General features: G+C 41.6%; 23 protein-coding genes. 12 read left to right on the top strand and 11 right to left on the bottom strand.

The window, feature by feature from the left end; all coding sequences use genetic code 11:
* Positions 1-111: 111 nt before the first annotated feature.
* Positions 112-474, top strand: coding sequence for a hypothetical protein (locus BI198_RS02885; RefSeq protein WP_070048202.1), 363 nt, complete (start codon positions 112-114; stop codon positions 472-474).
* Between the two features lie 53 nt (positions 475-527).
* The gene (locus BI198_RS02880; RefSeq protein WP_070048201.1) at positions 528-1,310 is read left to right on the top strand and encodes a DUF3530 family protein; all 783 of its coding nucleotides are present in this window, start codon (positions 528-530) and stop codon (positions 1,308-1,310) included.
* Between the two features lie 3 nt (positions 1,311-1,313).
* Here BI198_RS02880 and djlA read toward each other — a convergent pair whose 3' ends face one another.
* Positions 1,314-2,099 (bottom strand): co-chaperone DjlA, encoded by a 786-nt coding sequence (gene djlA, locus BI198_RS02875; RefSeq protein ID WP_070048200.1) that lies wholly within the window; start codon positions 2,097-2,099, stop codon positions 1,314-1,316.
* Between the two features lie 168 nt (positions 2,100-2,267).
* On the opposite strand from djlA, the gene lptD reads away from it, so the two are divergent.
* The 7 genes from lptD (at position 2,268) to BI198_RS02840 (ending at position 10,940) form a co-directional block, all read left to right on the top strand.
* Positions 2,268-4,529 carry an LPS assembly protein LptD gene (lptD, locus tag BI198_RS02870; protein ID WP_070048199.1) on the top strand — a complete coding sequence of 754 codons (2,262 nt, stop codon included), beginning with the start codon at positions 2,268-2,270 and terminating at the stop codon, positions 4,527-4,529.
* 11 nt (positions 4,530-4,540) lie between these two features.
* Positions 4,541-5,830 carry a peptidylprolyl isomerase SurA gene (gene surA, locus BI198_RS02865; RefSeq protein WP_070048198.1) on the top strand — a complete coding sequence of 430 codons (1,290 nt, stop codon included), beginning with the start codon at positions 4,541-4,543 and terminating at the stop codon, positions 5,828-5,830.
* Positions 5,830-6,825 (top strand): 4-hydroxythreonine-4-phosphate dehydrogenase PdxA, encoded by a 996-nt coding sequence (gene pdxA, locus BI198_RS02860; RefSeq protein WP_070048197.1) that lies wholly within the window; start codon positions 5,830-5,832, stop codon positions 6,823-6,825. The genes surA and pdxA overlap by 1 nt, the downstream gene beginning before the upstream one ends.
* Positions 6,818-7,630, top strand: coding sequence for a 16S rRNA (adenine(1518)-N(6)/adenine(1519)-N(6))-dimethyltransferase RsmA (rsmA, locus tag BI198_RS02855; RefSeq protein WP_070048196.1), 813 nt, complete (start codon positions 6,818-6,820; stop codon positions 7,628-7,630). The genes pdxA and rsmA overlap by 8 nt, the downstream gene beginning before the upstream one ends.
* Positions 7,627-8,004 carry a Co2+/Mg2+ efflux protein ApaG gene (apaG, locus tag BI198_RS02850; protein ID WP_070048195.1) on the top strand — a complete coding sequence of 126 codons (378 nt, stop codon included), beginning with the start codon at positions 7,627-7,629 and terminating at the stop codon, positions 8,002-8,004. Before rsmA ends, apaG begins: the two co-directional genes overlap by 4 nt.
* Positions 8,005-8,035: 31 nt before the next feature.
* Positions 8,036-8,854: a symmetrical bis(5'-nucleosyl)-tetraphosphatase gene (locus tag BI198_RS02845; protein WP_070048194.1), complete on the top strand. Its 819-nt coding sequence runs from the start codon at positions 8,036-8,038 to the stop codon at positions 8,852-8,854.
* 73 nt (positions 8,855-8,927) lie between these two features.
* On the top strand, positions 8,928-10,940 hold the full coding sequence (locus BI198_RS02840) for a methyl-accepting chemotaxis protein (protein ID WP_070048193.1): 2,013 nt from the start codon (positions 8,928-8,930) through the stop codon (positions 10,938-10,940).
* A gap of 78 nt (positions 10,941-11,018) precedes the next feature.
* Here the strand turns inward: BI198_RS02840 and BI198_RS02835 are convergent, their stop codons facing one another.
* The 5 genes from BI198_RS02835 to rplU form a co-directional block, all read right to left on the bottom strand.
* The gene (locus tag BI198_RS02835) at positions 11,019-11,390 is read right to left on the bottom strand and encodes a DUF3718 domain-containing protein (protein ID WP_070048192.1); all 372 of its coding nucleotides are present in this window, start codon (positions 11,388-11,390) and stop codon (positions 11,019-11,021) included.
* Between the two features lie 89 nt (positions 11,391-11,479).
* Complete coding sequence (folA, locus tag BI198_RS02830) at positions 11,480-11,968, bottom strand: type 3 dihydrofolate reductase (RefSeq protein WP_074467403.1); 489 nt, start codon at positions 11,966-11,968, stop codon at positions 11,480-11,482.
* Between the two features lie 9 nt (positions 11,969-11,977).
* Complete coding sequence (gene cgtA / locus BI198_RS02825; RefSeq protein ID WP_070048191.1) at positions 11,978-13,147, bottom strand: Obg family GTPase CgtA; 1,170 nt, start codon at positions 13,145-13,147, stop codon at positions 11,978-11,980.
* Between the two features lie 156 nt (positions 13,148-13,303).
* Positions 13,304-13,561 carry a 50S ribosomal protein L27 gene (rpmA, locus tag BI198_RS02820; RefSeq protein ID WP_070048190.1) on the bottom strand — a complete coding sequence of 86 codons (258 nt, stop codon included), beginning with the start codon at positions 13,559-13,561 and terminating at the stop codon, positions 13,304-13,306.
* Positions 13,562-13,576: 15 nt separating this feature from the next.
* A complete protein-coding gene (gene rplU / locus BI198_RS02815; protein WP_070048189.1) occupies positions 13,577-13,885 on the bottom strand; it encodes a 50S ribosomal protein L21 in 309 nt (102 codons plus the stop codon).
* Positions 13,886-14,096: 211 nt separating this feature from the next.
* Between rplU and ispB the strand changes: the two genes are divergently transcribed.
* Entirely contained in the window at positions 14,097-15,068 is a 972-nt protein-coding gene (gene ispB / locus BI198_RS02810; RefSeq protein ID WP_070048188.1) for an octaprenyl diphosphate synthase, read from the top strand.
* 114 nt (positions 15,069-15,182) lie between these two features.
* Here the strand turns inward: ispB and mdh are convergent, their stop codons facing one another.
* The gene (mdh, locus tag BI198_RS02805; protein WP_070048187.1) at positions 15,183-16,121 is read right to left on the bottom strand and encodes a malate dehydrogenase; all 939 of its coding nucleotides are present in this window, start codon (positions 16,119-16,121) and stop codon (positions 15,183-15,185) included.
* 184 nt (positions 16,122-16,305) lie between these two features.
* Between mdh and argR the strand changes: the two genes are divergently transcribed.
* Complete coding sequence (gene argR / locus BI198_RS02800) at positions 16,306-16,773, top strand: transcriptional regulator ArgR (RefSeq protein WP_070048186.1); 468 nt, start codon at positions 16,306-16,308, stop codon at positions 16,771-16,773.
* Between the two features lie 35 nt (positions 16,774-16,808).
* Here argR and BI198_RS02795 read toward each other — a convergent pair whose 3' ends face one another.
* Complete coding sequence (locus tag BI198_RS02795) at positions 16,809-17,747, bottom strand: Dyp-type peroxidase (RefSeq protein ID WP_070048185.1); 939 nt, start codon at positions 17,745-17,747, stop codon at positions 16,809-16,811.
* Between the two features lie 921 nt (positions 17,748-18,668).
* A complete protein-coding gene (ilvC, locus tag BI198_RS02790; protein ID WP_070048184.1) occupies positions 18,669-20,147 on the bottom strand; it encodes a ketol-acid reductoisomerase in 1,479 nt (492 codons plus the stop codon).
* Positions 20,148-20,289: 142 nt separating this feature from the next.
* Here ilvC and ilvY point away from each other — a divergent pair, with 142 nt between their 5' ends.
* On the top strand, positions 20,290-21,174 hold the full coding sequence (gene ilvY / locus BI198_RS02785) for an HTH-type transcriptional activator IlvY (RefSeq protein ID WP_070048183.1): 885 nt from the start codon (positions 20,290-20,292) through the stop codon (positions 21,172-21,174).
* Between the two features lie 25 nt (positions 21,175-21,199).
* On the opposite strand, the gene BI198_RS02780 is transcribed toward ilvY, so the two are convergent.
* The gene (locus tag BI198_RS02780; protein ID WP_070050589.1) at positions 21,200-21,613 is read right to left on the bottom strand and encodes a ClpXP protease specificity-enhancing factor; all 414 of its coding nucleotides are present in this window, start codon (positions 21,611-21,613) and stop codon (positions 21,200-21,202) included.
* Between the two features lie 5 nt (positions 21,614-21,618).
* Positions 21,619-22,257: a stringent starvation protein SspA gene (gene sspA, locus BI198_RS02775; RefSeq protein ID WP_070048182.1), complete on the bottom strand. Its 639-nt coding sequence runs from the start codon at positions 22,255-22,257 to the stop codon at positions 21,619-21,621.

Raw genomic sequence — 22,257 nt, 5'->3', positions numbered from 1 at the left:
TCCTTGTCTGCAAATATATGCAGTAAAAACCGCCAGAGTTTCTGGTCATTATTTACCCAGTTTCTGCTATATATGGAGCGTCAGACGGAGACCGGGTTACCTGGAGTAATAATGATAAAGTCTATTCGCCCACTATATTTAATGCCTCTGTTAGCGCTGGGTTGTAGTGCTACAGTGATGGCTGAGCAAATTCCATTTACTAACGTGGATCTGTTAGCGCATTCGCATGTTTGCAATGCTGAAGCAGAAGTTGCCCGCTTAGCCGAAAATGAGCAATTACAAGAAATGGCCAAAGCATTAGTGGAGTTTAAAGCCACTAAGTATTGCTTTATATTAACACCCGATAGCAGTGTGCAATTGCTAGAACAACATCCTAGCTATATTAAGTTTAAGTATAAAACTCAAATTTTATATACCTTCAATAAATATCTACAGCTAGACGATAACCACCAACAAACCGCACAACTAGATTAAAGTCTGGTTAACTCACGCCGATATCTATTTATATTTCTTAAGTAAGAATAGATATGCGGCGTAATTTCACCTATTTACTTACCACTTTTGTATTTAGTTTTCTCTATGCCACTGCGGCTATTTTTTCAATTTATGCTAGTGCTAATAACGTCTTTATCGAAGCAGACTTACAACGCCAGTTTCCTGATACTGAGCGAGTACAATTAAGCGCTGACTCGACATTTATGGCATTGTCACGCCCGCGCATGACTGGCTACCAAAAAGGCACGGTAGTATTAATTGCCGACATTAATGAACACGCAGCCAGCCCAAAATACATTAATTATTTGCGCTTAAACTTAACTGAGCTAGGCTGGAATACGCTATCGATAATGCCACCCGCTATCGCTAGTTTTGACCCCAGCAGCATTGATAGTTATCAGCAACAATTACAACAACGTACCGCAGCAGCAATCACTTATGCGAGTCGTGAACCTGGCGCTATTGTTATTATTGCCCAAGGCAGCAGTGCGGCAATAATTAACCAACTGTATGCCGAGCAACAACTGCCAAACGTAATGGCTTTAATTATTGTAGGGGCCTATTTACCCGAGCTTGCATTGAATAAGCAATTAGCTGAAGCGATTGCCGCTCACACCATACCGGTACTTGATATCAATAACAGTTTAGATAATAGATTTGTTTTAACCCAGCTAAAACAGCGGCAACAGCTAGTCAAGAAAAACTTTAAAGCTATTTACCGCCAACGCTTAATCACGGGTTCTGGGTATGATGCAAGCAGCCAAGACTGGGTGTTACAGGAAATATACGGTTGGTTAGTGTCTATTGGTTTATAAGCTTTAATTACTGCGATGCCGTTTAAGAAGCTCATAAGCGGCTTGAATATCTTGGGTGCGCTGCTTTGCCACTTCGAGCATTTCTTTTGGCACCCCTTGTGCTATTAACTTGTCGGGATGATGCTGCGACATTAATTTGCGGTAAGCACGTTTTAAACCGGTTTCATTTATATCTGCGTCGACACCTAGCACCCTATATGCATCGCTAATACTTAGCTTGCTGTTTGTCTGCTGCTGTCTATTGTGGCTACCAAAAGCTTGGATTAAACGCTCTAATTGCACTGAGCTAACATTCAAATAGCCGGCAACTTGTTGTAACAGCAAATATTGCTCATCACGCATTTTACCTTGTGCACAGGCAGTACTGATTTGGATTTCAAGAAATATCTGTAATACATCTTTGCGTCGGCGATATACCTGATAAAAAGCCTGTAATTGCTGCCGTAACGGAAAGCTAACTAATTTGCCATCGCGAAAAGCGGCTTGAGCTTCTTTTTGTTGCTCTGCAGTTAAATCTAATTGCGCCATAAAATGGGTTGCTTGCTGAATATGCGCAGCCGTCACTACACCCATTGCTTTGGCAATGTGGCCCATAGTGGCAAATGTGGTATAACGAAATAAAGCTTGTTCATCCGTTTTCTCACTAAACAAGCTATTAAAGCCACCATTTTTTTCAAATTGCTGGCTATAAGCCTTATCAAACCAGTGCCCGACCATGATGCCTAACACTAAACCGGGTAAACGAAATAATGCTAAGCCAAATAAGGCTCCTAAAATTTTACCCCACACCCTTTATTCCTTATTAACTGTTTGCATGTCGTAAACATGCTTTATTTCATGGCTGATCTGTTCTGTGCACTATATCGGATTAGCAGGATTTCTAAAATTGATTTATCATAGCAAGTTAGCTATCAACGAAATTAGTAAGATAATCCAAGGTAAGGCAAAAATCGCTGCATGAAACATCGGTTAGCTCTGTTTTTATATTTCCCTCTCATGGCAACTTGCTATAACGCATTTGCTGAGCAACCCACTGCTAATTTCTGCTACCAGCCGATTTTACTACCGGATGCTGTGTCGCATTTAGATATTAACGATCCCGCTATTCATATTAATTCTAATACGGTGGAGTTAAGTAACAACCAAACAGCTCATTTTAGCGGTCAAGTTGAAATCAGTCACCGCGATACATTACTGATAGCACCTAACGCCAGTTATAATCGCTTCCAGCAAAGTTTAACGGCTGCTGGCGGTATTGCCTATTTTAATTCGGATATTACGGTAAACGGTAGCAGTTTTGCGGCCGATATGACCAATGATAAAGCCCAGCTTGATGATGCCCAGTATCAATTTTTAGCCCAAGCCGGCCGAGGCTATGCTCAACAGTTACACGCAAGTCAACAAGGTCTCTCATTACAGGGTGCGCTATTTACCACTTGCCCAACAACAGACAACAGCTGGGCCTTACATGCTAAAGAAATTAATATTGAGGCTGATGAAGGTTGGGGCGAAGCGCATCATGCGGTTTTTAAAATCAGTGATGTGCCGGTATTTTATTTACCTTACTTAACTTTTCCAGTAAATGATCAGCGCCGCTCTGGGGTATTGCTGCCCAAAATTGGCAGCTCACAAAAAGTGGGCTTGGAATTAGAACTGCCCTATTATTTTAATCTTGCGCCTAATTATGACTTAACATTAACCCCGCGCTATATGAGCAAACGGGGTTTACAGCTTAAATCTGATTTTCGTTATTTAACCGAGCAGCATCAAGGTAATATGCAACTAGAGTACCTTGATAATGATAATGAGAAAGCCGATAACTATGGTGCACGTTATTTAGGCCATATTAGTCATTTAAGTGACTTTAGCCCTAAAATTAGAGCCCATATTGATATTACTGATGTGAGTGATGATGCCTATTTAAATGACTTAGGCTCTGATTATGCAAACCAAAGCGATACCCAATTATTGCGCGAAGCGTCTATTAGTTATTATGGTGAAGCCGTTCATTCGCAATTAAAAGTGCAAGGCTTTGAGATTTTAGGTAACTATAATTCTGCCTATAGTGCCTTACCCGAGCTACAGTTAAAGTCAGCAAGCCCTATTACTTTATTGCCAAATGTTAACTTATCTTGGCAAGCCCAATATGCGCATTTTATTAATCAAGATGCTGACATTACGGCGGCGGATCGGGTGCATCTACAGCCAACGATTGAGATCCCATTTATTACTCCTGCGTTAGAAGTAACGGCACAAGCCAGCTTGCTTTATACCTATTATCAACAAACTGCTGCCGACCATATTAGTGGTGTTAGCACTAGTGTAAACCGTACCGTGCCAAAATTTCGCCTACACAGCCGACTTAATTTAGAGCGTGAATACGATTGGTTCGGCGAGCCTGCCTTGCAGACATTTGAACCACAAATACAGTATCTGTATATTCCTTATCGCGACCAAACCGATATTGGCTTATATGATACCACTCGATTACAAGACGATTATTACGGCTTATTTAGACAAAACCGTTATTCTGGTTTAGACCGGATTAATCAAGCTAATCAAGTTACTGTTGGCTGGACATCACGTTTTTATGATAATGCCGATAATGAATTATTCAGGTTTAGTTTAGGCCAGATATTCTTTCTTGAGCAGCCAACTATTACGCCAGAGAATGAAGATGAACTGACATCAACTGAATCCATGCTAGCATCAGAGTTAGTTTGGCATTGGTATCGTAAATGGTATTTCAGTACAGCCTTACAGTACGACATCGATAGTGACAAACTGATAAAAAGTAATGCCTCTTTAGATTACCGCTCTAGTGACAAAAGTTTGTTTCAATTGAACCATCGGTACAGCCGAGCAGTCTCAGGTTTGGAGATCCAACAACTTGGTGTCTTAGGCGCAGTACCTGTTAGCGATAATGTTCAGTTGGTAGGCAGTTACTATCGCGATGTAACAAATCACCGTATGATAGATGCTAGTTTAGGTTTGCAGTATGAATCCTGCTGCTGGGCCATACGACTTGTTGCTAAACGGCAAATTATTACCGATCTGGAGTTGCCAATTGGCAACTTCACTCAGACCAGTAAGCTTGATAGCAGTATCGGCTTACAGTTTGTACTTAAAGGCTTTGGCGACAGCGCCGGCTTTGGTGTCAGCGATATGTTATCTAATGGGATATTTAGTTATCGTCGGCCATATTTACTCACTAATTGATGTAGGATTATATGAAGTTATCTAAAATCATTGCCATAGCGCTGTTGTGTAGTGGCAGTTTTGCTTTGAACGCGCAAGAGCGTGAAATTGATCGCATTGCAGCTGTCGTTGATAATGGCGTGGTATTAAAAAGCGATGTCAGTGAGGTTATTAATCGAGTTAAACGTAATGCAGCAGCGCAAAATCAAACCCTGCCTTCGGACAGTGCTCTGCATACCCAAGCCTTAGAGCGTTTAATTCTGACCAGCATCCAATTGCAACTAGGCCAGCGTATGGGCTTACAAATTAGTGACGCTCAGTTAGATGATACTATTCGTAATATAGCCCAAGGCGAGAATTTATCTTTAGACGCTTTTCGGCAGAAAGTAACAGCGGATGAAGGCGATTTTGAACGCTTTCGTGAGCGCTTACGTGAAGAAATGATTACGGGTGAAGTAGTTCGTGCCAATGTGCAACGTCGTATTTATATCAGCCCGAAAGAAGTTGAAACCCTAATGAAAATTATGGAAGAACAAGGTGCTGTTAATGAGCAGTATAATCTTGGCCATATTTTAATCACTATCCCCAATCAAGCTACTAACGACGATATTCAAGCGGCGAAAGAGCGCGCAGATAAAGTGTTAGCGTTATTACGAGATGGTAGTGACTTTAAACGTATTGCTATTGCTTCATCGTCAGGCAGTAATGCTTTAGAAGGCGGTGATTTAGGTTGGCAAAATATTAACGAAATGCCGACGCTGTTTTCTGAAGCCATTCGTGGTAGAAAGAAAACCGATATTATTGGCCCGCTGCGCTCAGGCGCTGGTTTTCATATCCTAACTATTTTTGATATTCGTGGCGAAAACGTCGCAGAAATTCAAGAAGTTAAATCACGTCACATCTTAATTAAACCTTCTATAATTCTTAGTGAAGACCGTGCTCGGTCTATGCTAGTAGAATTTGCAGCTAAATTACGTGCCGGTGAAGCCGATTTTGCAGAATTAGCTAAAGAGTACTCTGAAGATCCAGGTTCTAAACTCAATGGTGGCGATTTAGGTTGGAGCGATCCAAGTGTTTTTGTACCGGCATTTAAAGATACCCTTAATCGCTTACAACAGAATGAAATTAGTGAGCCATTTCGTACCGAACATGGTTGGCACATCGCGCAAGTACTTGATAAGCGCACTATGGATGCTACTGCCGATAAAAAGAGTGAGCAAATATACCGAATGATATTTAATCGTCGCTATGCTGAAGAGTCAGCAAACTTTTTACGTGAGCTACGTAACGATGCGCATATTGAAGTGATGTCGGAGGATTAATGACATTACGCATTGGTATTACACCTGGAGAACCAGCAGGTATAGGCCCAGATTTAGTGATTGCACTGGCGCAGCAAGATTGGCCAGTGCAACTGGTCGTTTGTGCCAATGCCGACTTAATGCAGCAACGTGCTGCACAGCTTAACCTGCCTTTGCGGATTATTCCTTATAACAAAGCTGAAATAGCGACACCACAAGCCGCTGGTACTTTAACCATAGCCGACTTTGCGATAGAAGAACCAGTAGTAGCTGGACAATTAAATCCGGCTAATGGTCAATATGTGGTGAGCACCTTAAATTATGCGGGTGAAGCTGCAATCAATGGTGAGTTTGACGCTATTGTCACCGGGCCTGTGCATAAAGGTATTATCAATAAATCTGGTATCCCTTTTAGTGGTCATACTGAGTTTTTTGCTTTATTGTCCAACTCAGCGCATGTAGTCATGATGCTGGCAACAGAAGGGCTAAGGGTCGCGTTAGCCACGACTCATATTCCGTTAGCGTATGTTGCTAAAGCCATTACCCGCGATAGATTAATCAATGTCACTCGAATATTGCATCATGATCTGAAACACAAATTTGCCATTGCAGATCCTAAAATTTATGTCTGTGGCTTAAATCCCCATGCTGGTGAAGACGGTCATTTAGGTCGAGAGGAAATAGATATTATGATCCCTGCCCTAAATGAATTGCGGGCAGAAGGCATGAACTTAATTGGCCCTTTACCTGCCGATACCCTGTTTCAACCTAAATACTTACAGCATGCCGATGCCGTATTAGCCATGTATCACGACCAAGGTTTACCGGTGCTTAAATATATGGGCTTTGGTAAATCGGTTAATATTAGCCTTGGCTTGCCACTGATCCGTACCTCTGTAGACCATGGCACCGCGATTGATTTAGCCGCTACAGGCAAAGCCGATACTGGCAGCTTATTTCATGCTGTCCATCAAGCCATTCACTTGGCCACAAAAACGAACTTAACTCATGACTGATAATGTACACCAGGGCCATCGTGCCCGTAAGCGCTTTGGCCAGAACTTTTTACATGACCCGCACGTTATTGATCGCATTGTTAAAGCAATTGCGCCAAAACCACACGACTTTTTAGTCGAAATAGGCCCAGGCTTAGGTGCTTTAACTGAACCCGTTGCTGAAAAGTCAGGTCATCTAACGGTAATTGAGCTAGACCGCGACTTAGCCCAGCGCTTACAACAGCATCCAACATTAGCTGATAAGCTTACTGTGCATCAAGCTGATGCCATGAAGTTTGATTTTGCTAGCTTAGTACCAACAGATAAAAAAATGAAAGTGTTTGGTAATTTGCCCTACAACATTTCAACCCCATTACTATTTCATTTATTTCAATATGCTGACCAAATTGAAAATATGCATTTTATGCTGCAAAAAGAAGTCGTGATGCGCATGAGTGCTAGCCATGGCAGTAAAGCTTTTGGCCGTTTAAGTGTTATGACCCAGTTTTTTTGTCATGCAATGCCAGTGGTTGAGGTTGGCCCAGGCGCGTTTAAGCCGGCTCCTAAGGTTGACTCAGCCGTTGTCCGCTTAATACCGCGCCCAGTATCAGAGCGGCCAGATGTCCCAGCAGAAGTATTAAACCGGGTGTGTTTAGAAGCCTTCAATCAACGGCGTAAAACTCTGCGCAACTGTTTTAGTAATATAGCTACTGCAGAAGATTTAGAACAATTAGGCCTAAATCCAGGCTTGCGTCCTGAACAACTCGCCGTCGAAGACTTTGTCCGTCTTGCCCAGTGGCTACATCAGCAGGAGATTAATAAATGAGTTCGCATTTCAACGTTCCGGTTGAGGTAGAAACTTTTTATATTGCTGCACAATCTGATCCGGCAGCAGAACGTTATGTGTTTGCCTACACTATAACCATCCGCAATTTAACCAGTGATACTTTACAACTTTTACGCCGCTACTGGTTAATTAACGACGCCAACGGTAAACAAACAGAGGTTAGCGGTGATGGCGTGGTAGGCGAGCAACCGCAACTGGCTCCAGGCAGCAGTTATCGCTATACCAGCGGCGCAGTATTAGAAACTCCCGTTGGCACTATGCAAGGCCATTACGAGCTGATTACCGCGCAAAAAGAAGCCGTAACCGCGACTATTCCATTATTTCGTCTTGCTATGCCTAACATTTTAAATTAATGGCATCCTCAACTACTAGCAGCTTAAAGTAATGGCTACCTACGTTATTGGTGATTTACAAGGTTGTTATGAGCCGTTACAACGTTTATTACAGCATATCAACTTTGCACCCGAACGAGATAAGTTATGGTTTTGTGGCGATCTTGTCGCGCGAGGCCCGCAGTCACTAGAATGCCTTAATTTTATTTATAATTTAGGTGATGTCGCTCAAGTAGTGTTAGGCAATCACGATTTACACTTTATTGCCTGCCACTACGGGGTTAGTGAGGTAAACCCTAAAGATCAACTTCAGCCATTACTTGAAGCCGAAAATGTTGAGCAATTAGTTAATTGGCTAAGACAACAGCCATTAATCCATGTTTGTCCGCAGCGTAATGCCATGATGGTTCATGCCGGTTTAGCGCCTGACTGGCAATTATCTGATGCCTTAACGATGGCATCCGAGGTGCAACAGCAATTACAGCAACAGCCATTGTACTTACTGCAAAATATGTATGGTAATAAACCGCACCGCTTTGCTAAAGCCAACACGCCAGAGCAGCGCTGGCGTTATACCATTAACACTTGTACCCGCATGCGCTTTTGTTCTACTAGCGGAGCCTTAGAGTTAAAGCATAAAGGTCATCCCGACAATCAACCCGATTTAGTCCCTTGGTATGAATTTTGTCGAGATAAAGCCTTACCTCAACTATTTTTTGGCCATTGGGCTGCACTGAATGGTTATAGTCCTGTCCCTAATATTCATGCCTTAGATACCGGTTGCGTATGGGGAAATCGGTTAACTGCCTTCTGTATTGATAATCAACAGCGATATAGTGTGGCAGCAACTGAACATAAGCTGTATATTTGAGCGTCTTAAGTATCTTAAAACCAGATTAACATGGTTGTAGCTATCGGCTATTGCGCACATATTGGGAGTTGTTATGAAGTTAACTGTAAAATTAAGAGTGATTGGTGGTTTTATTATCACCTCGCTACTGCTACTTATTATTGGTAGCGCCTCTTATTTCAGTTTAAATAGTATTAGTCAGTCTACAAGCGAAGTAAACCAGGTTTCTATACCTGCTTTAGAGCAAAGCGCGATTATGAAAAGCGAATTTGTTTTAATGAGTAAATTAAACCAAGCCGCTTTTTATGCAACCTCCTTGTCAGACTTAGCCACACTACAACAGCAGTTTAACGTTGAAAAGAAAACCTATGAAAATAGTTATGCCAATTTAGTAAAAGTGGTCGCTAACGATGCCGTACTAAAGCGCGCGGCCAGTAACACCAATGATGTTTATGCCAGTTTCACGCCTATTGCTAGCCAATTATTCAGCACGCTGCAGTTTAGCCTACAAACTCAAGAAACCATCAATAGTGATATGTCTGACTTAGAAGATAATGCAGATAATATGGCCATGTTGATCTTAGACTTTACCGATGTCCGTGACGTACAACGCCGCTTCCCTAAAGCCTATGCTGCAGCAACATCAATAGAAACCGGCATTAACACCTTAATTAGTAGCGTAATAGACTTAAATCGTACCGCCTCTAGCAGCACAGCTGCTACGTTAAGTAATGAAATCAGCTTTCGGTTAGAAGAAATTAACAATCAATTCTCTAGTATCCAAACGGAAACCGCTGGCCAAGTTAACTTAGTTAGCGAGTTAGCAGAAAAAGTTACCAATATTAGTAAATTACTAAGCAGTGACAATGGTATTCCACAATTAAAAACACAGCATTTAAATAGCTTGGCACAAGCAACCTTACTGTTAAGCCAAACCGATGAGCAAACCGTTATTGCCATGAAAAGCTTAGATGCACTACTGAACCAAGCAAGTACCGCAGCAGAAACTATTCAACAAGCCACAGAGCAGAGTGTATCGAACGCTATCTCGATGATATTTGTCGTGGTGATCCTGTCTATTTTATTTTCAATCTTAATTGCCACGCTAACGGTGCGCAGTATCTCTATACCGCTGGCTAAAGTGAATCATATTTTAGGCGTTGTAGCCTCTGGTGATTTAACCCAGAAGTTAGATGATAGTGCTAAGGATGAATTTGGTACCTTAGCCACAAACTGCAACAAAGTTATTCAGAGCTTACAGGCATTAATTCAAGGGATTATCTCTCGCTCGACTCAACTTGCAGCGGCATCTGAGCAAACGTCGGCTATTACTATGCAAACTACGCATGCTATTCGAGAACAAAAATCGCAAGTGACTCAAGCCGCTACGGCAACCACCGAAATGAGCAGTACCGCACAAGGCGTATTACAAAGTGCAAATGACGCAGTAATCGTAATAAGAAATGCTGATAACGAAACCGAACGGGTAAAAGGTATTTCGTTAGAAAATAAAAACATTATTTTGCAGCTATCTCATGAAGTTGATCAAGCTTCGGTCGTCATTAACAAGTTGCATAAAGATAGCGCTTCTATTGGCAGCATCTTAGATGTCATCCGCAGCATAGCTGATCAAACTAACTTATTAGCACTGAATGCCGCTATTGAAGCTGCCCGTGCCGGTGAGCAAGGCCGAGGATTTGCGGTTGTTGCCGATGAGGTACGTTCTCTTGCTAGCAAAACTCAAGCCTCTACTCAAGAAATTCAGGCTATGATCCAAGTACTGCAAAGTGGTGCTCATGCCGCTGTTGAAGCGATGGCAAAAGGTAAAAAACAAGCCGAAAACTGTGTGCAGAAAACTGAAATTGCTACTACTGCATTAGATTCAATAACTGATGCTGTGCATTCTGCTCATGACCGTAGTGAGCAAATTTCAGATGCGGCTAAAGAGCAGAATCAAGTGTCACACGAAATAAGTAAACTATTAGAGTCTATTGTCTCTATTGCTGAAGAAACCGCTTCTGGTGCAGAGCAGACATCTGAGTCTAGTCATGAAGTCGCGCGCTTAGCAGAAGAGTTACGCTTGTCGGTAGCACAGTTTAAAGTTTAACGGTTGCACATCGATTTAAGCCATAAAAAAATCCGCTAGTTAGCGGATTTTTTTTCTAAATATTACTATTACTGAGTATTATTCTGCACGTTGTTTTAACACATCTAATAAAGCCGAGGCATTATGGCCATTGGCTTCAGCCCAAGCAATATCACCTGAATCTGCAACCGCTGACGAAGGTAGTTGCTTAATAATAAACTCGCCAACATCGGCGGCATTATTAATAAACGCATAACGGATCAAGCTATTGCCATCACAAAATATACCCTCATAAACATTTCGTAATCTTAATCGCTGATCACTTAAAACCTTACGCAATCTATTTTTATCGTCTGCAGCAACATAATCACACATTGAAGCAGCTATCTGATCATCAGCTAAGGCCACAGGCGACGAAAACGTCGCAAATCCAACTACAACACTGCAAAGCAAAGTTGGTACTAATCTCATGTACTACTCCTGACTGACTGAATGGATACCAGACTATACTAACAACATGCCAATAAGGGCGCAAATAACTGGCCGTTTTATACTCGGTTTTAGTTACGCTCTAGAGTTATAAAGCGACATGAGTGTGGGTTACGTTGATCCGCCGCATGATATTGCTCATCAACCAATTGCCAGTTTGCTACGGCTTGATAATCCGGAAAAAAAGCATCACCTGGCGTGCTTAAAGCAATTTCTGTTAAGTATAAGCGCTGAGCGAAGGGTAAACATTGCTGATAAATTTGACCACCACCAATCACCATAATTTCTTCAGCATCAGACAATAAAGCGAAAGCTTGCTCTAAATCAGTGACCCAATCAGCGCCTTTATTATCTTGCGGCGATTGTCGGCTAATAACGACATTACGCCGGCCAGGTAATAATCGACCTATAGAATCAAAGGTTTTACGCCCCATCACCACAGGCTTACCTAAAGTAACCGCTTTAAAGTGCTGTAAATCAATGGGCAGATGCCAAGGCATTTGATTATCTAGGCCAATAACACGGTTATTGGCCATCGCTGCAATCATAGAAATTTTCATCAGCTAACCTTAGCGCTGATAAATAACTTCAACGTCATAATCGTCATCATCAAAATCGTCGTCGTCATCATCATCAGCAACGTCAGCTTGGGCTTGTTGTTGCTGTTGAGTTTCTTCATCATCCCACTTAAAGCTAACAGGATCTGTTAATTTTTCAGCAGGCTCTTCAACTGGCATCAATTCAATATAACTAAGTATATCAGCCGCTAAGCGTTCAGTATTGGTGTGACTTGCAGCAGCAATTTTGCATACTGGACCTTGCCAATCTAGCGCAGCAATAACTTTCTGGACTGTTTCTTCTAGCTCATCATCCAGCACTAAGTCTATTTTATTAAAAACTAACCAACGTGGTTTATTCGCCAGTTTAGTGCTGTATTTTGCTAGCTCTTGCACGATGGTTACCGCATTTTCTGCTGGGTCTGAGCCATCAGCAGGTAACACATCAATTATATGTAACAATAAACGGCAGCGTTCTAAATGCTTTAAAAATTGAATACCAAGGCCCGCACCATCGGCAGCCCCTTCAATTAAACCTGGAATATCCGCAATAACAAAAGAACGGTGCGTTTGCACCCTTACTACACCTAAGTTAGGCACTAAGGTAGTAAAAGGATAATCAGCTACTTTTGGCTTAGCTGCCGATACTGAGCGTATCAAGGTAGATTTACCCGCATTAGGTAAACCTAACAAGCCAACATCAGCTAATAATAATAATTCTAAACGTAAGTTACGTATTTCACCTGGAGTACCATTGGTTTTTTTCCGTGGAGCACGGTTAGTACTACTGGCAAAACGGGTATTACCTAAACCATGCCAACCGCCCTTAGCCACCCGTAATTTTTGGCCATGCACCGTTAAATCACCAATAATCTCATCAGTATCAACATCAACAGCACGGCTACCTACTGGAACTTTTAAGGTTAAATCAATACCGCGCTTACCGGTACAGTTAGTACTGCCACCTTTCTCACCGCTTTCTGCGCGATGAAATTTTTCAAATTGATAATCTACTAAGGTACTTAGGTTTTCATCTGCTTGTATATAAACATCGCCACCATCGCCACCGTCGCCACCATTCGGGCCACCCTTAGAAATAAACTTTTCACGTAAAAAACTGATAATACCGTTGCCACCATTTCCGGCTTCAACACGAATTATCGCTTCATCTACAAACTTCATGGGGAGTTCCTGCTTAACGAGGTTAATGAGCTGCTAGCTACTAGCTGACCTATAAGTATAACTTAGCTTAGGCTAAAAATATAAAATACCTAGATCAAAATGAATTTTTTTAATAAAAAACCCCGCACAAGGCGGGGTTTTTTCACAGCAGTAAGCTTATTCGCTTACAATGCTGACGAATCTACGATTGTGCTCGCCTTTCACTTGAAACTTCACTTTACCTTCAGTTAAAGCGAATAAAGTGTGATCTTTACCAATACCAACGTTAGAGCCAGCGTGGAATTTAGTACCACGTTGACGCACAATGATGCTACCAGCTAGAACCGACTCACCACCAAAACGCTTAACACCTAAACGTTTAGATTCTGAATCGCGACCGTTTCGAGTGCTACCTACACCTTTCTTACTTGCCATGTGTCGATACTCCTGTTACGCGCTGATGCTGGTGATTTTCACTTCAGTAAACCACTGGCGGTGGCCCATCTGATTACGTGAATGCTTACGACGGCGGAATTTAACGATTTTAATTTTATCGCCACGGCCATGATTGACCACTTCCGCTACCACTTTACCACCTTCTAATAAAGGTGCACCGATGCTGATTTCTTCGCCATTGGCGATCATCAAAGGTGTAAATTCGATTGTTGCGCCGGTTTCTAAATCTAGTTTTTCTAGACGTAGAGTTTGACCTTCCGTCACACGGTGCTGTTTACCGCCACTTTGGAAAACCGCGTACATAGTTAACTCCGTACAAAGCACGCCATAGCCATATTAAAGGGGGCGTGTTAATTCAATTCACAGGGCGCGAATTGTACGCAATTTCCACTACAGCCGCAAGTAGAAATAAAAAAAGATCATTGATAAGCTAAAATGATCGAGTTTTACTTTGGGACTCGCCTCACGATAGTGTAGAATTGTTACCATTCTTGGGTTTAAGCAGTTGTTTTTTATGTCTCTTCAACAGATCCAGCAACTTACTGCCACCGATATGGCAGCAGTGAATCGGCATATTTTTTCACAATTAAATTCAGACGTAGCGCTAATTAATCAATTAGGCATTTATATTGTTAATAGTGGCGGTAAACGTTTGCGGCCTCTGCTAGCAGTATTAGCAGCGAGAGCCTTAGGCTATCAAGGTGAACAACACCTGTCTATTGCCGCTATTATTGAGTTTATTCACACCTCCACACTATTACATGATGATGTTGTAGATGAGTCTACTTTACGTCGTGGTAAACAAACAGCAAATGCCGTGTTTGGTAACCAAGCCAGTGTATTAGTTGGTGATTTTTTGTATAGCCGCTCGTTTCAGATGATGGTTGAGCTAAATAATATGCGCATCATGCATATATTAGCGGATGCCACTAATATTATTGCTGAAGGTGAAGTGTTGCAGTTAATGAATATTAACGACCCAGACACCACTGAGCAAAGCTATATGCAGGTAATTTATTGCAAAACAGCTAAATTATTTGAAGCGGCTACCCAGCTTGCTGCTGTTATAGCTGAGCAGCCCGAAGCGATAGTTGAAAGCATGCAGCGATACGGTATGCACTTAGGTACTGCGTTTCAGTTAATTGATGATGTGCTGGATTACCAAGCAGATGCTTCTGAGCTGGGAAAAAATATCGGCGATGATTTAGCTGAAGGTAAACCAACGTTGCCGTTAATCTATGCCTTAAAACATGGTACTGCTGAACAACAAAGCCTAATTAAAGCGGCGATAACCGATGGCAATGGTTTAACCCATCTTGATGCTATTATGGCAGCGCTTAATGAAACTAAAGCGTTTGAATATACTCGGAAAATAGCAGAGCAAGAAGCTGAAAATGCTCGGCAAGCTTTGGTTAATATTCCTGAATCTGAATACAAAGATGCTTTGCTGGCATTGGCTGATATTGCGGTATCACGCAATCATTAAGCATTTCTTCTTAAGTATCTATAACTTAAGTTTATATAATAATTAAATCAAACAACAAAAAAGGCGCTAAGCGCCTTTTTTTATCTCTTCATTATAAAGAAGTGAGTTTAAAACTTAGTTATTTTTAACAAAGTCTTCGCCAAGCGTAATATCACCTTGTAACGTTGGTAACATGTCGTTCATGGCTTTTTGTTCAAAAGCACTTAATTCGCCAATAGGTAATAGCTTTTCTACGCCGTTTTTACCTAAGACTAAAGGCTGGGCGAAGAAACGAGCGTGCTCACCGTCACCTTCTACATAAGCGTATTCATTAACCGCTTCACCTTGTAAGCCTTTAACTAATGACAAGCAAAAACGTGCTGCAGCTTGGCCCATAGATAAAGTCGCTGATCCGCCACCGGCTTTCGCTTCTACCACTTCAGTACCCGCATTTTGGATCCGAGTTGTTAATGATGCAACTTCGTCATCCGTAAAGCTAACACCGGCAACTTGAGATAGTAATGGCAGAATAGTTGTACCACTGTGTCCACCAATAACTGGCACGTGTACATCTGTTGGATTCTTACCTTTTAACTGGCCAATAAAGGTTTCAGCACGGATAACATCTAGTGTGGTTACACCAAATAAACGACGAGCATCGTAAGTACCGGCTTTTTTAAATACATCGGCTGCAATAGCAACAGTGGTATTTACTGGGTTAGTAATAATACCCACTAAGGCTTTAGGGCATTGCTGCACAATGGCTTCAGCTAAGGTTTTTACTACACCGGCATTAATATTAAATAAATCTGAACGGTCCATACCTGGCTTGCGTGGCATACCCGCTGGGATCATCACAATATCGGCATCTTTTAATGCTGTATTTAAATCTTCTTTACCATAGCCTGTTACGGTTACAGCTGTTGGGATATGGCTTAAATCAACCGCCACACCTGGTGTAACAGGAGCCAGATCATATAATGCCAAATCTGTTCCAGCTGGTAAGTCTAACTTTAATAGCAAGGATAATGCCTGACCTATACCACCGGCGGCACCTAAAACGGCAACTTTCATGATTCTCTCCAAGTAATGGTTCTATGAAAACGCGTCAACAATACTGAAACCGCGCAAAAATTACAATTGACTTCAGCCTAAAGTCTAAGCATTTTACCTAAATTTAGTGTACTTTAGCCAACAAAGTTTCTTATTATGCCTAATTATTTACCATGCGGGCACACTATAGGAGTATTCAAGCTATATGACTAAGCAAGCCAAACAGGAAGCCTTAATTCAAGCTTTTAAAGCTGTACTTAAAACCGAAGGCTACGGCTCACAAAGTGAGATTGTAGAGGCTTTAAAAACTGCGGGCTTTGACAATATAAGCCAATCTAAAATTTCACGCATGCTTACCAAGTATGGCGCAGTACGCACCCGTAATGCCAAGCAAGAAATGGTTTACACTTTGCCCGCTGAATTAAGTGTACCTACTACACGTAGCCCGTTACGACAATTAGTGTTAGATATTGAGCATAATGATGTCATGATTATTGTGCGTACTAGCCCTGGCGCGGCACAATTAATTGCCCGTTTACTCGACTCTATAGGCAAGGCTGAAGGTGTGTTAGGGACTATTGCCGGTGACGACACTATTTTTATTGCGCCGCAAAGCGTAAAAAATATTAATTTCACCTTAAATAACATTACCGAACTATTTGAAAAAGTATAGGTTGAGAAACTATAAACCGCACTTTATCTAGAGTATTAAGGTTGATGATTAATAGCTAGTTCTAAAAAGCTTATTGAGGGAGCATAAAACGCAGCGCTAAAAGCAAACTGACAATAATGCAATAATTGATCAGGCATCTTAATCTCAGCAGCGTCACTGCTACCTAAACGACGCAGTAAATGAGTAACTAGTGCGTCGGCCGTTGTGGCAAAGCTTACTTCGATATTTCCCTGCTGATTTAGTTGGGCAAACGGCATATTTTGCCGTAGCAGCATCGTTGATATCTCATCACCAACTGACTGAGTTAGCACGGCATGGCTATCTGGGCTAACCAGATCTTCAGCCAGTTCTTTACCCGCTACCTTACTCATGCCCATAACACTTTCTTGCTCAGCTATTGTTAACTGCTGCCACGCTTTTAAATCATAGATAACCTGTTGTACAAAGACATAACTGCCGGCAGCTAATAACGGTTGTAATTCATGATTGACTAAGGCAACTTGGCGCTTTAAACGTCCTTTTGGCGGATTAACCACATCGATAAACCCGGTTAAATTACGACCATCTAAATATCTAAAACCTTGAATTAAATCTTGAATTTCAACATCGCCATCTAATAATTGCAGCACTTGCTGGCAAGCAATATAGGTTACATCTTGTCGATCAGAACGAATTTGAATAAATAAATCAATTGGTGTTGCGGCTAATTCAATATCAATATGTTGTGGATTAGGAAAGGGGGCTAAACCAAGTGGTCGCGTATCTGGGTATAAGCTATCCCAAAAATTACTGCCAATCGCAATGACGCTTGTTAACATGGCTTCTGAGAAATGATCAGACAAACGTTCTATCAATGCGGGTAGGCGGGCTAATTTATAACGTATCTGCCGTTCGTGACCTTCCAGCGCGTTTAACAGCAAATAACTACCATGTAAATTAGCTTCAGTACATATTCCTAACTGTTCGCGAGCCATATTCATCCTTGTGCTTGTGGCAAATCAAAAAGAAAGTCTATACCTAAGGGCTTTCTGCCGACGATCTTGTGAGATATATCTCACAAACTAGTGCGCTTTAACGTCAAAACGCTGTAGTCACATTTGTAATTTATTACATAATGCTTTGTATTTATTACATATAATTACAAAGCCAACTGCATTGCAATAAGTTTACTGTATCCCGATTGATAAAAGTAGCCTCTTTTTCAACATCAAATAGTGCATACTGAATTTGTCGAATGATTGACGGCCTGACAAGATGTTAGGACACAGCAGGACGCTGTAAACTGCAAGGATAGCACAAGGACCGAAACGAGGACATGCTCAGGATGAGCAGAACTATTTAAACGGATATTTGAATAGTAGCAGGATGCGATAGGACACACTTGGATAAGTGTACATTGTTAGGATAACAATGTTTAAGGATAATAGGACAGGCAAGATGCCTTTGGGACACTCCAGGATGGAGCCAAGGATGATAGGCTAAGGACAGTACCGCAATGGATGCAGAACAGGCCTTAGGTGAGCGCGTAGTATGCAGCTCACCTTACCCTGTGCCTTTACCACTTATATATAATATAGATACAATATAGTTATAGTTGCTCGCTTTAATTTTACTGATACATCCCCTTTTCTTTTATTCCCTCTGCTTTATTTACTGGCATGTACTACTTTTCATTTTAATTTTCTGCAGCTTTATTTTTATTCCGTTAATGTGTCTATATTTCTTTCGAAGCTCATGCTTTGAGCAAGGCTATTATTTTAGAAAAAAAAAAGCCCTGCAAGCAGGGCAAAACAACCAAGGTCCACATATAACACCGTTATTGGCTAGAGGCTAAGTTACAAAGGTAACTCAAGCATCGTTAGCCACATTATTCTTTTTAAGCTTGCTCCACTATATTAAACTTGTTCCACTAGGCGTTTCATTGCTTTCATATAACCACGCAATGTTTTACCCACTTGTTCTACTGGATGCTGCCTAATCGCTTCATTCACCGCGATTAATTTTAAATTATCGACACCCGTATCAGCTTGACTGGCGTGACCAATATAATCAGGCGTTAGATTGTTTATGATGCCTGATAATAACGGCACAGCCGCATGCGAAAACAGATAATTACCGTATTCTGCCGTATCTGAAATGACCACATTCATTTCATATAACCGCTTGCGCGCTATGGTATTAGCAATTAGCGGAGTTTCATGTAATGACTCATAATAAGCAGATTCTGCTACAATGCCGGCATCAACCATGGTTTCAAATGCCAATTCCACCCCGGCTTTTACCATAGCCACTAATAAGATGCCTTGATCAAAATAGGTTTGCTCATTAATGGTTGCAGTTGAGGCTTGAGCTTGTTCAAAGCCACTACTTAGAGTTTGCTCACGCCAAGTTAATAAGTCTTTATCATCATTAGCCCAGTCGGCCATCATAGTTTGTGAAAACTTACCGCTGATAATATCGTCCATATGTTTTTCAAATAATGGCCGTAACGTTTGTTTTAACTGCTCAGCTAAATCATAGGCTTTTATTTTTGCTGGATTGCTTAGCCGATCCATCATATTAGTGATGCCACCGTGCTTCAGCGCTTCAGTTACGGTTTCCCAACCGTATTGCAATAACTTAGCGGCATAAGCAGCTTCAACACCATCGGCGACCATTTTATCAAAGGCTAATAACGCCCCTGTTTGCAGCATGCCACATAAAATAGTTTGCTCGCCCATTAAGTCTGATTTTACTTCTGCAATAAACGATGAATGTAACACCCCTGCTCTGTCACCACCCGTTGCTACGGCATAAGCTTTAGCAATGGCTAAGCCTTGGCCTTTAGGATCGTTTTCAGGGTGCACTGCAATTAAGGTTGGCACACCAAAGCCACGTTTATATTCTTCACGTACTTCTGTACCTGGGCATTTTGGTGCCACCATAATCACCGTAATATCGTCGCGAATTTGCTTACCTTCTTCAACAATATTAAAACCATGCGAATACGCTAATGTTGCACCTTGCTTCATTAATGGCATTACCGCATCAACTACAGCACTATGTTGCTTATCTGGGGTTAGGTTTAATACAAGATCGGCCGTAGGAATTAACTCGGCATAATTGCCAACAGTAAAGCCGTTACTGCTAGCCTTTTCATAAGATGCTCGCTTTTGAGCAATCGCTTCTTCGCGTAAGGCATAACTAATATTTAAACCAGAGTCACGCATATTTAAACCTTGGTTTAAACCTTGCGCACCGCAACCAACAATAACGATATTCCAATCTTTGAGTAATTCACAGCCGGCAGTAAATTCTTCAGGTTGCATAAAACGGCATTGTGCTAACTGCTGTAATTGCTGGCGTAAATTTAAAGTATTAAAATAATTGGTCATGTTATATCTCAACTGCTGGCTAACGGCTTATATACAGACTCATTTCGTCTGTTTAGATTGATATTGATGCTAACGGATGTAACTAATTGTCGGAAGTGATATATTCACAACTCTGTATTTCACTTTATGAAAGACAAGACTTATGGACTTACGTAGCGCGCAATTATTTCAACATTTAGCCAGTAGTTTAAATTTTAGCAAAACCAGCGAACAGATGTATGTTAGTGCCCCAACGTTGACGCGGGTAATACAACGACTTGAGTTAGAGTTAGGTAGCCAATTATTTTATCGGGATAAGCGTTCAGTAAAATTAACCGATGCCGGTATACGCTTTCAGCTTTTTGTTCGCCGTTGGCTAGATGAATGGCATCAATTACAGCTCGACTTACAGCTATCTAGTGTTGAATTGACCGGCGAAATTAAATTATTTTGTACCGTTACGGCCAGTTATAGCCACTTACCGTCGATTTTAGATCGATTTCGTTTACTCTGCCCTAAAGCCGATATTAAATTAACCACCGGTGATGCCGCTTCGGCTATAGAGAAAGTACGGCAAGGTGAAGTTGATATTGCGTTAGCGGCACATCCTACGGTATTACCCATCAATATGGCATTTCGCAGTATTGCTAAATTACCAGTACACCTTATAGCCCCGACTATTCCCTGCCGAGTAAACGATTTACTGGGGCAAACTCCTGTGCCATGGCAAGATATTCCGATGATTTTACCCGAGCACGGTCCAGCTAGGCAGCGCTTAGATGATTGGTTAGCTCATCTAGGCATTAAAGCTAAGATTGTTGCTAAGGTAGATGGTCATGAGGCTATGGTATCTATGGTTGCATTAGGCAGTGCTATATCACTGGCAGCAGCGCCTGTTATTCAACATAGTCCGGTACGGGATAGGGTGAAAATAATAGCAACAGACTATCATTTTGAAGAATTTGATCTAGGGATTTGTATGCTGACAAAGCGGCTCAATGAGCCGCTCATTCAGTCTTTTTGGCAAGTTGCGCTAGCTAAAAGTTAACTAAAACCAACCAGAAGCTACTCGCTTATTTAACCACTGTGAGGTGAGAGCCCCTTTTTGGCTTAGTCGGTTCAGGTGTTGGGCTATCGTCTTCAAGGCTGTTGCTGAATATTTCGGCTTCATCCTCTTCTTCTTCTAGCGTAAACACCGTACCGGCACCATTTTCTTTAGCATAAATTGCTAATACAGCTATGGTAGGGATATATAACGAAAATGGCTGACCACCAAACCTAGCATTAAAAGTAATAGCGTCATTACCTAACTGCAGGTTTGCTACCGCAGAAGGTAATACGTTAAGTACTATTTGGCCATTTTGAATAAATTGCGCTGGCACTTTTACACCCGGTGCCACTGCATCGACAACTAAATAAGGGGTACAGTCGTTATCAACTATCCATTCATAAAACGCCCTTAACAAATAAGGGCGGTTTGCGGTCATTTTCATTACAGCTTCATTCCTCGACGGATTTCGCGCTCAACTTCTGTTAAAGAAGCTTGGAACGCATCACGTTCAAAAATACGTGTCATATAAATTTTAAGTTCTTTACTGCCTGGGCCTGTTAGGTCTATGCCTAATAATGGTAAGCGCCATAATAACGCCGCCATATAACAATCCACTAAGCTAAACTCTTCACTCATAAAGTAAGGTGTTTCGTTAAACAAAGGCGCTATTGATAATAAGCCTTCGCGCAATTCTTGACGGGCAATAGCAGCATGTTCATCATTATTTAAAATTTTCAACGCTTGCTGATACCAATCTTTTTTAATCCGATGCATCATCAAGCGTGCTTGGCCACGAGCAACCGGATAGACTGGCATTAAAGGTGGATGCGGAAAACGCTCATCCAAATATTCCATAATAATGTCAGCTTCATATAATGCTAACTCACGATCTAATAAAGTGGGTAAGCTACCGTATGGATTAACCTCGTATAAGTCTTCTGGTAGATTGTCAGCAGCTACCTGAAGAATATCAACGGTGACGCCTTTTTCAGCTAACACAATACGCACCTGATGGCTGAACATATCTTCAACCGACGAAAAAAGTGTCATCACAGGGCGTTTATTGGCAGTGATCGCCAT

Origin of the sequence: Rheinheimera salexigens, from assembly GCF_001752395.1 — a bacterium.
In the GTDB taxonomy this organism is placed as follows: Bacteria; Pseudomonadota; Gammaproteobacteria; order Enterobacterales; family Alteromonadaceae; genus Alishewanella; species Alishewanella salexigens.
This window is presented reverse-complemented; position numbering and strand designations above follow the sequence as displayed.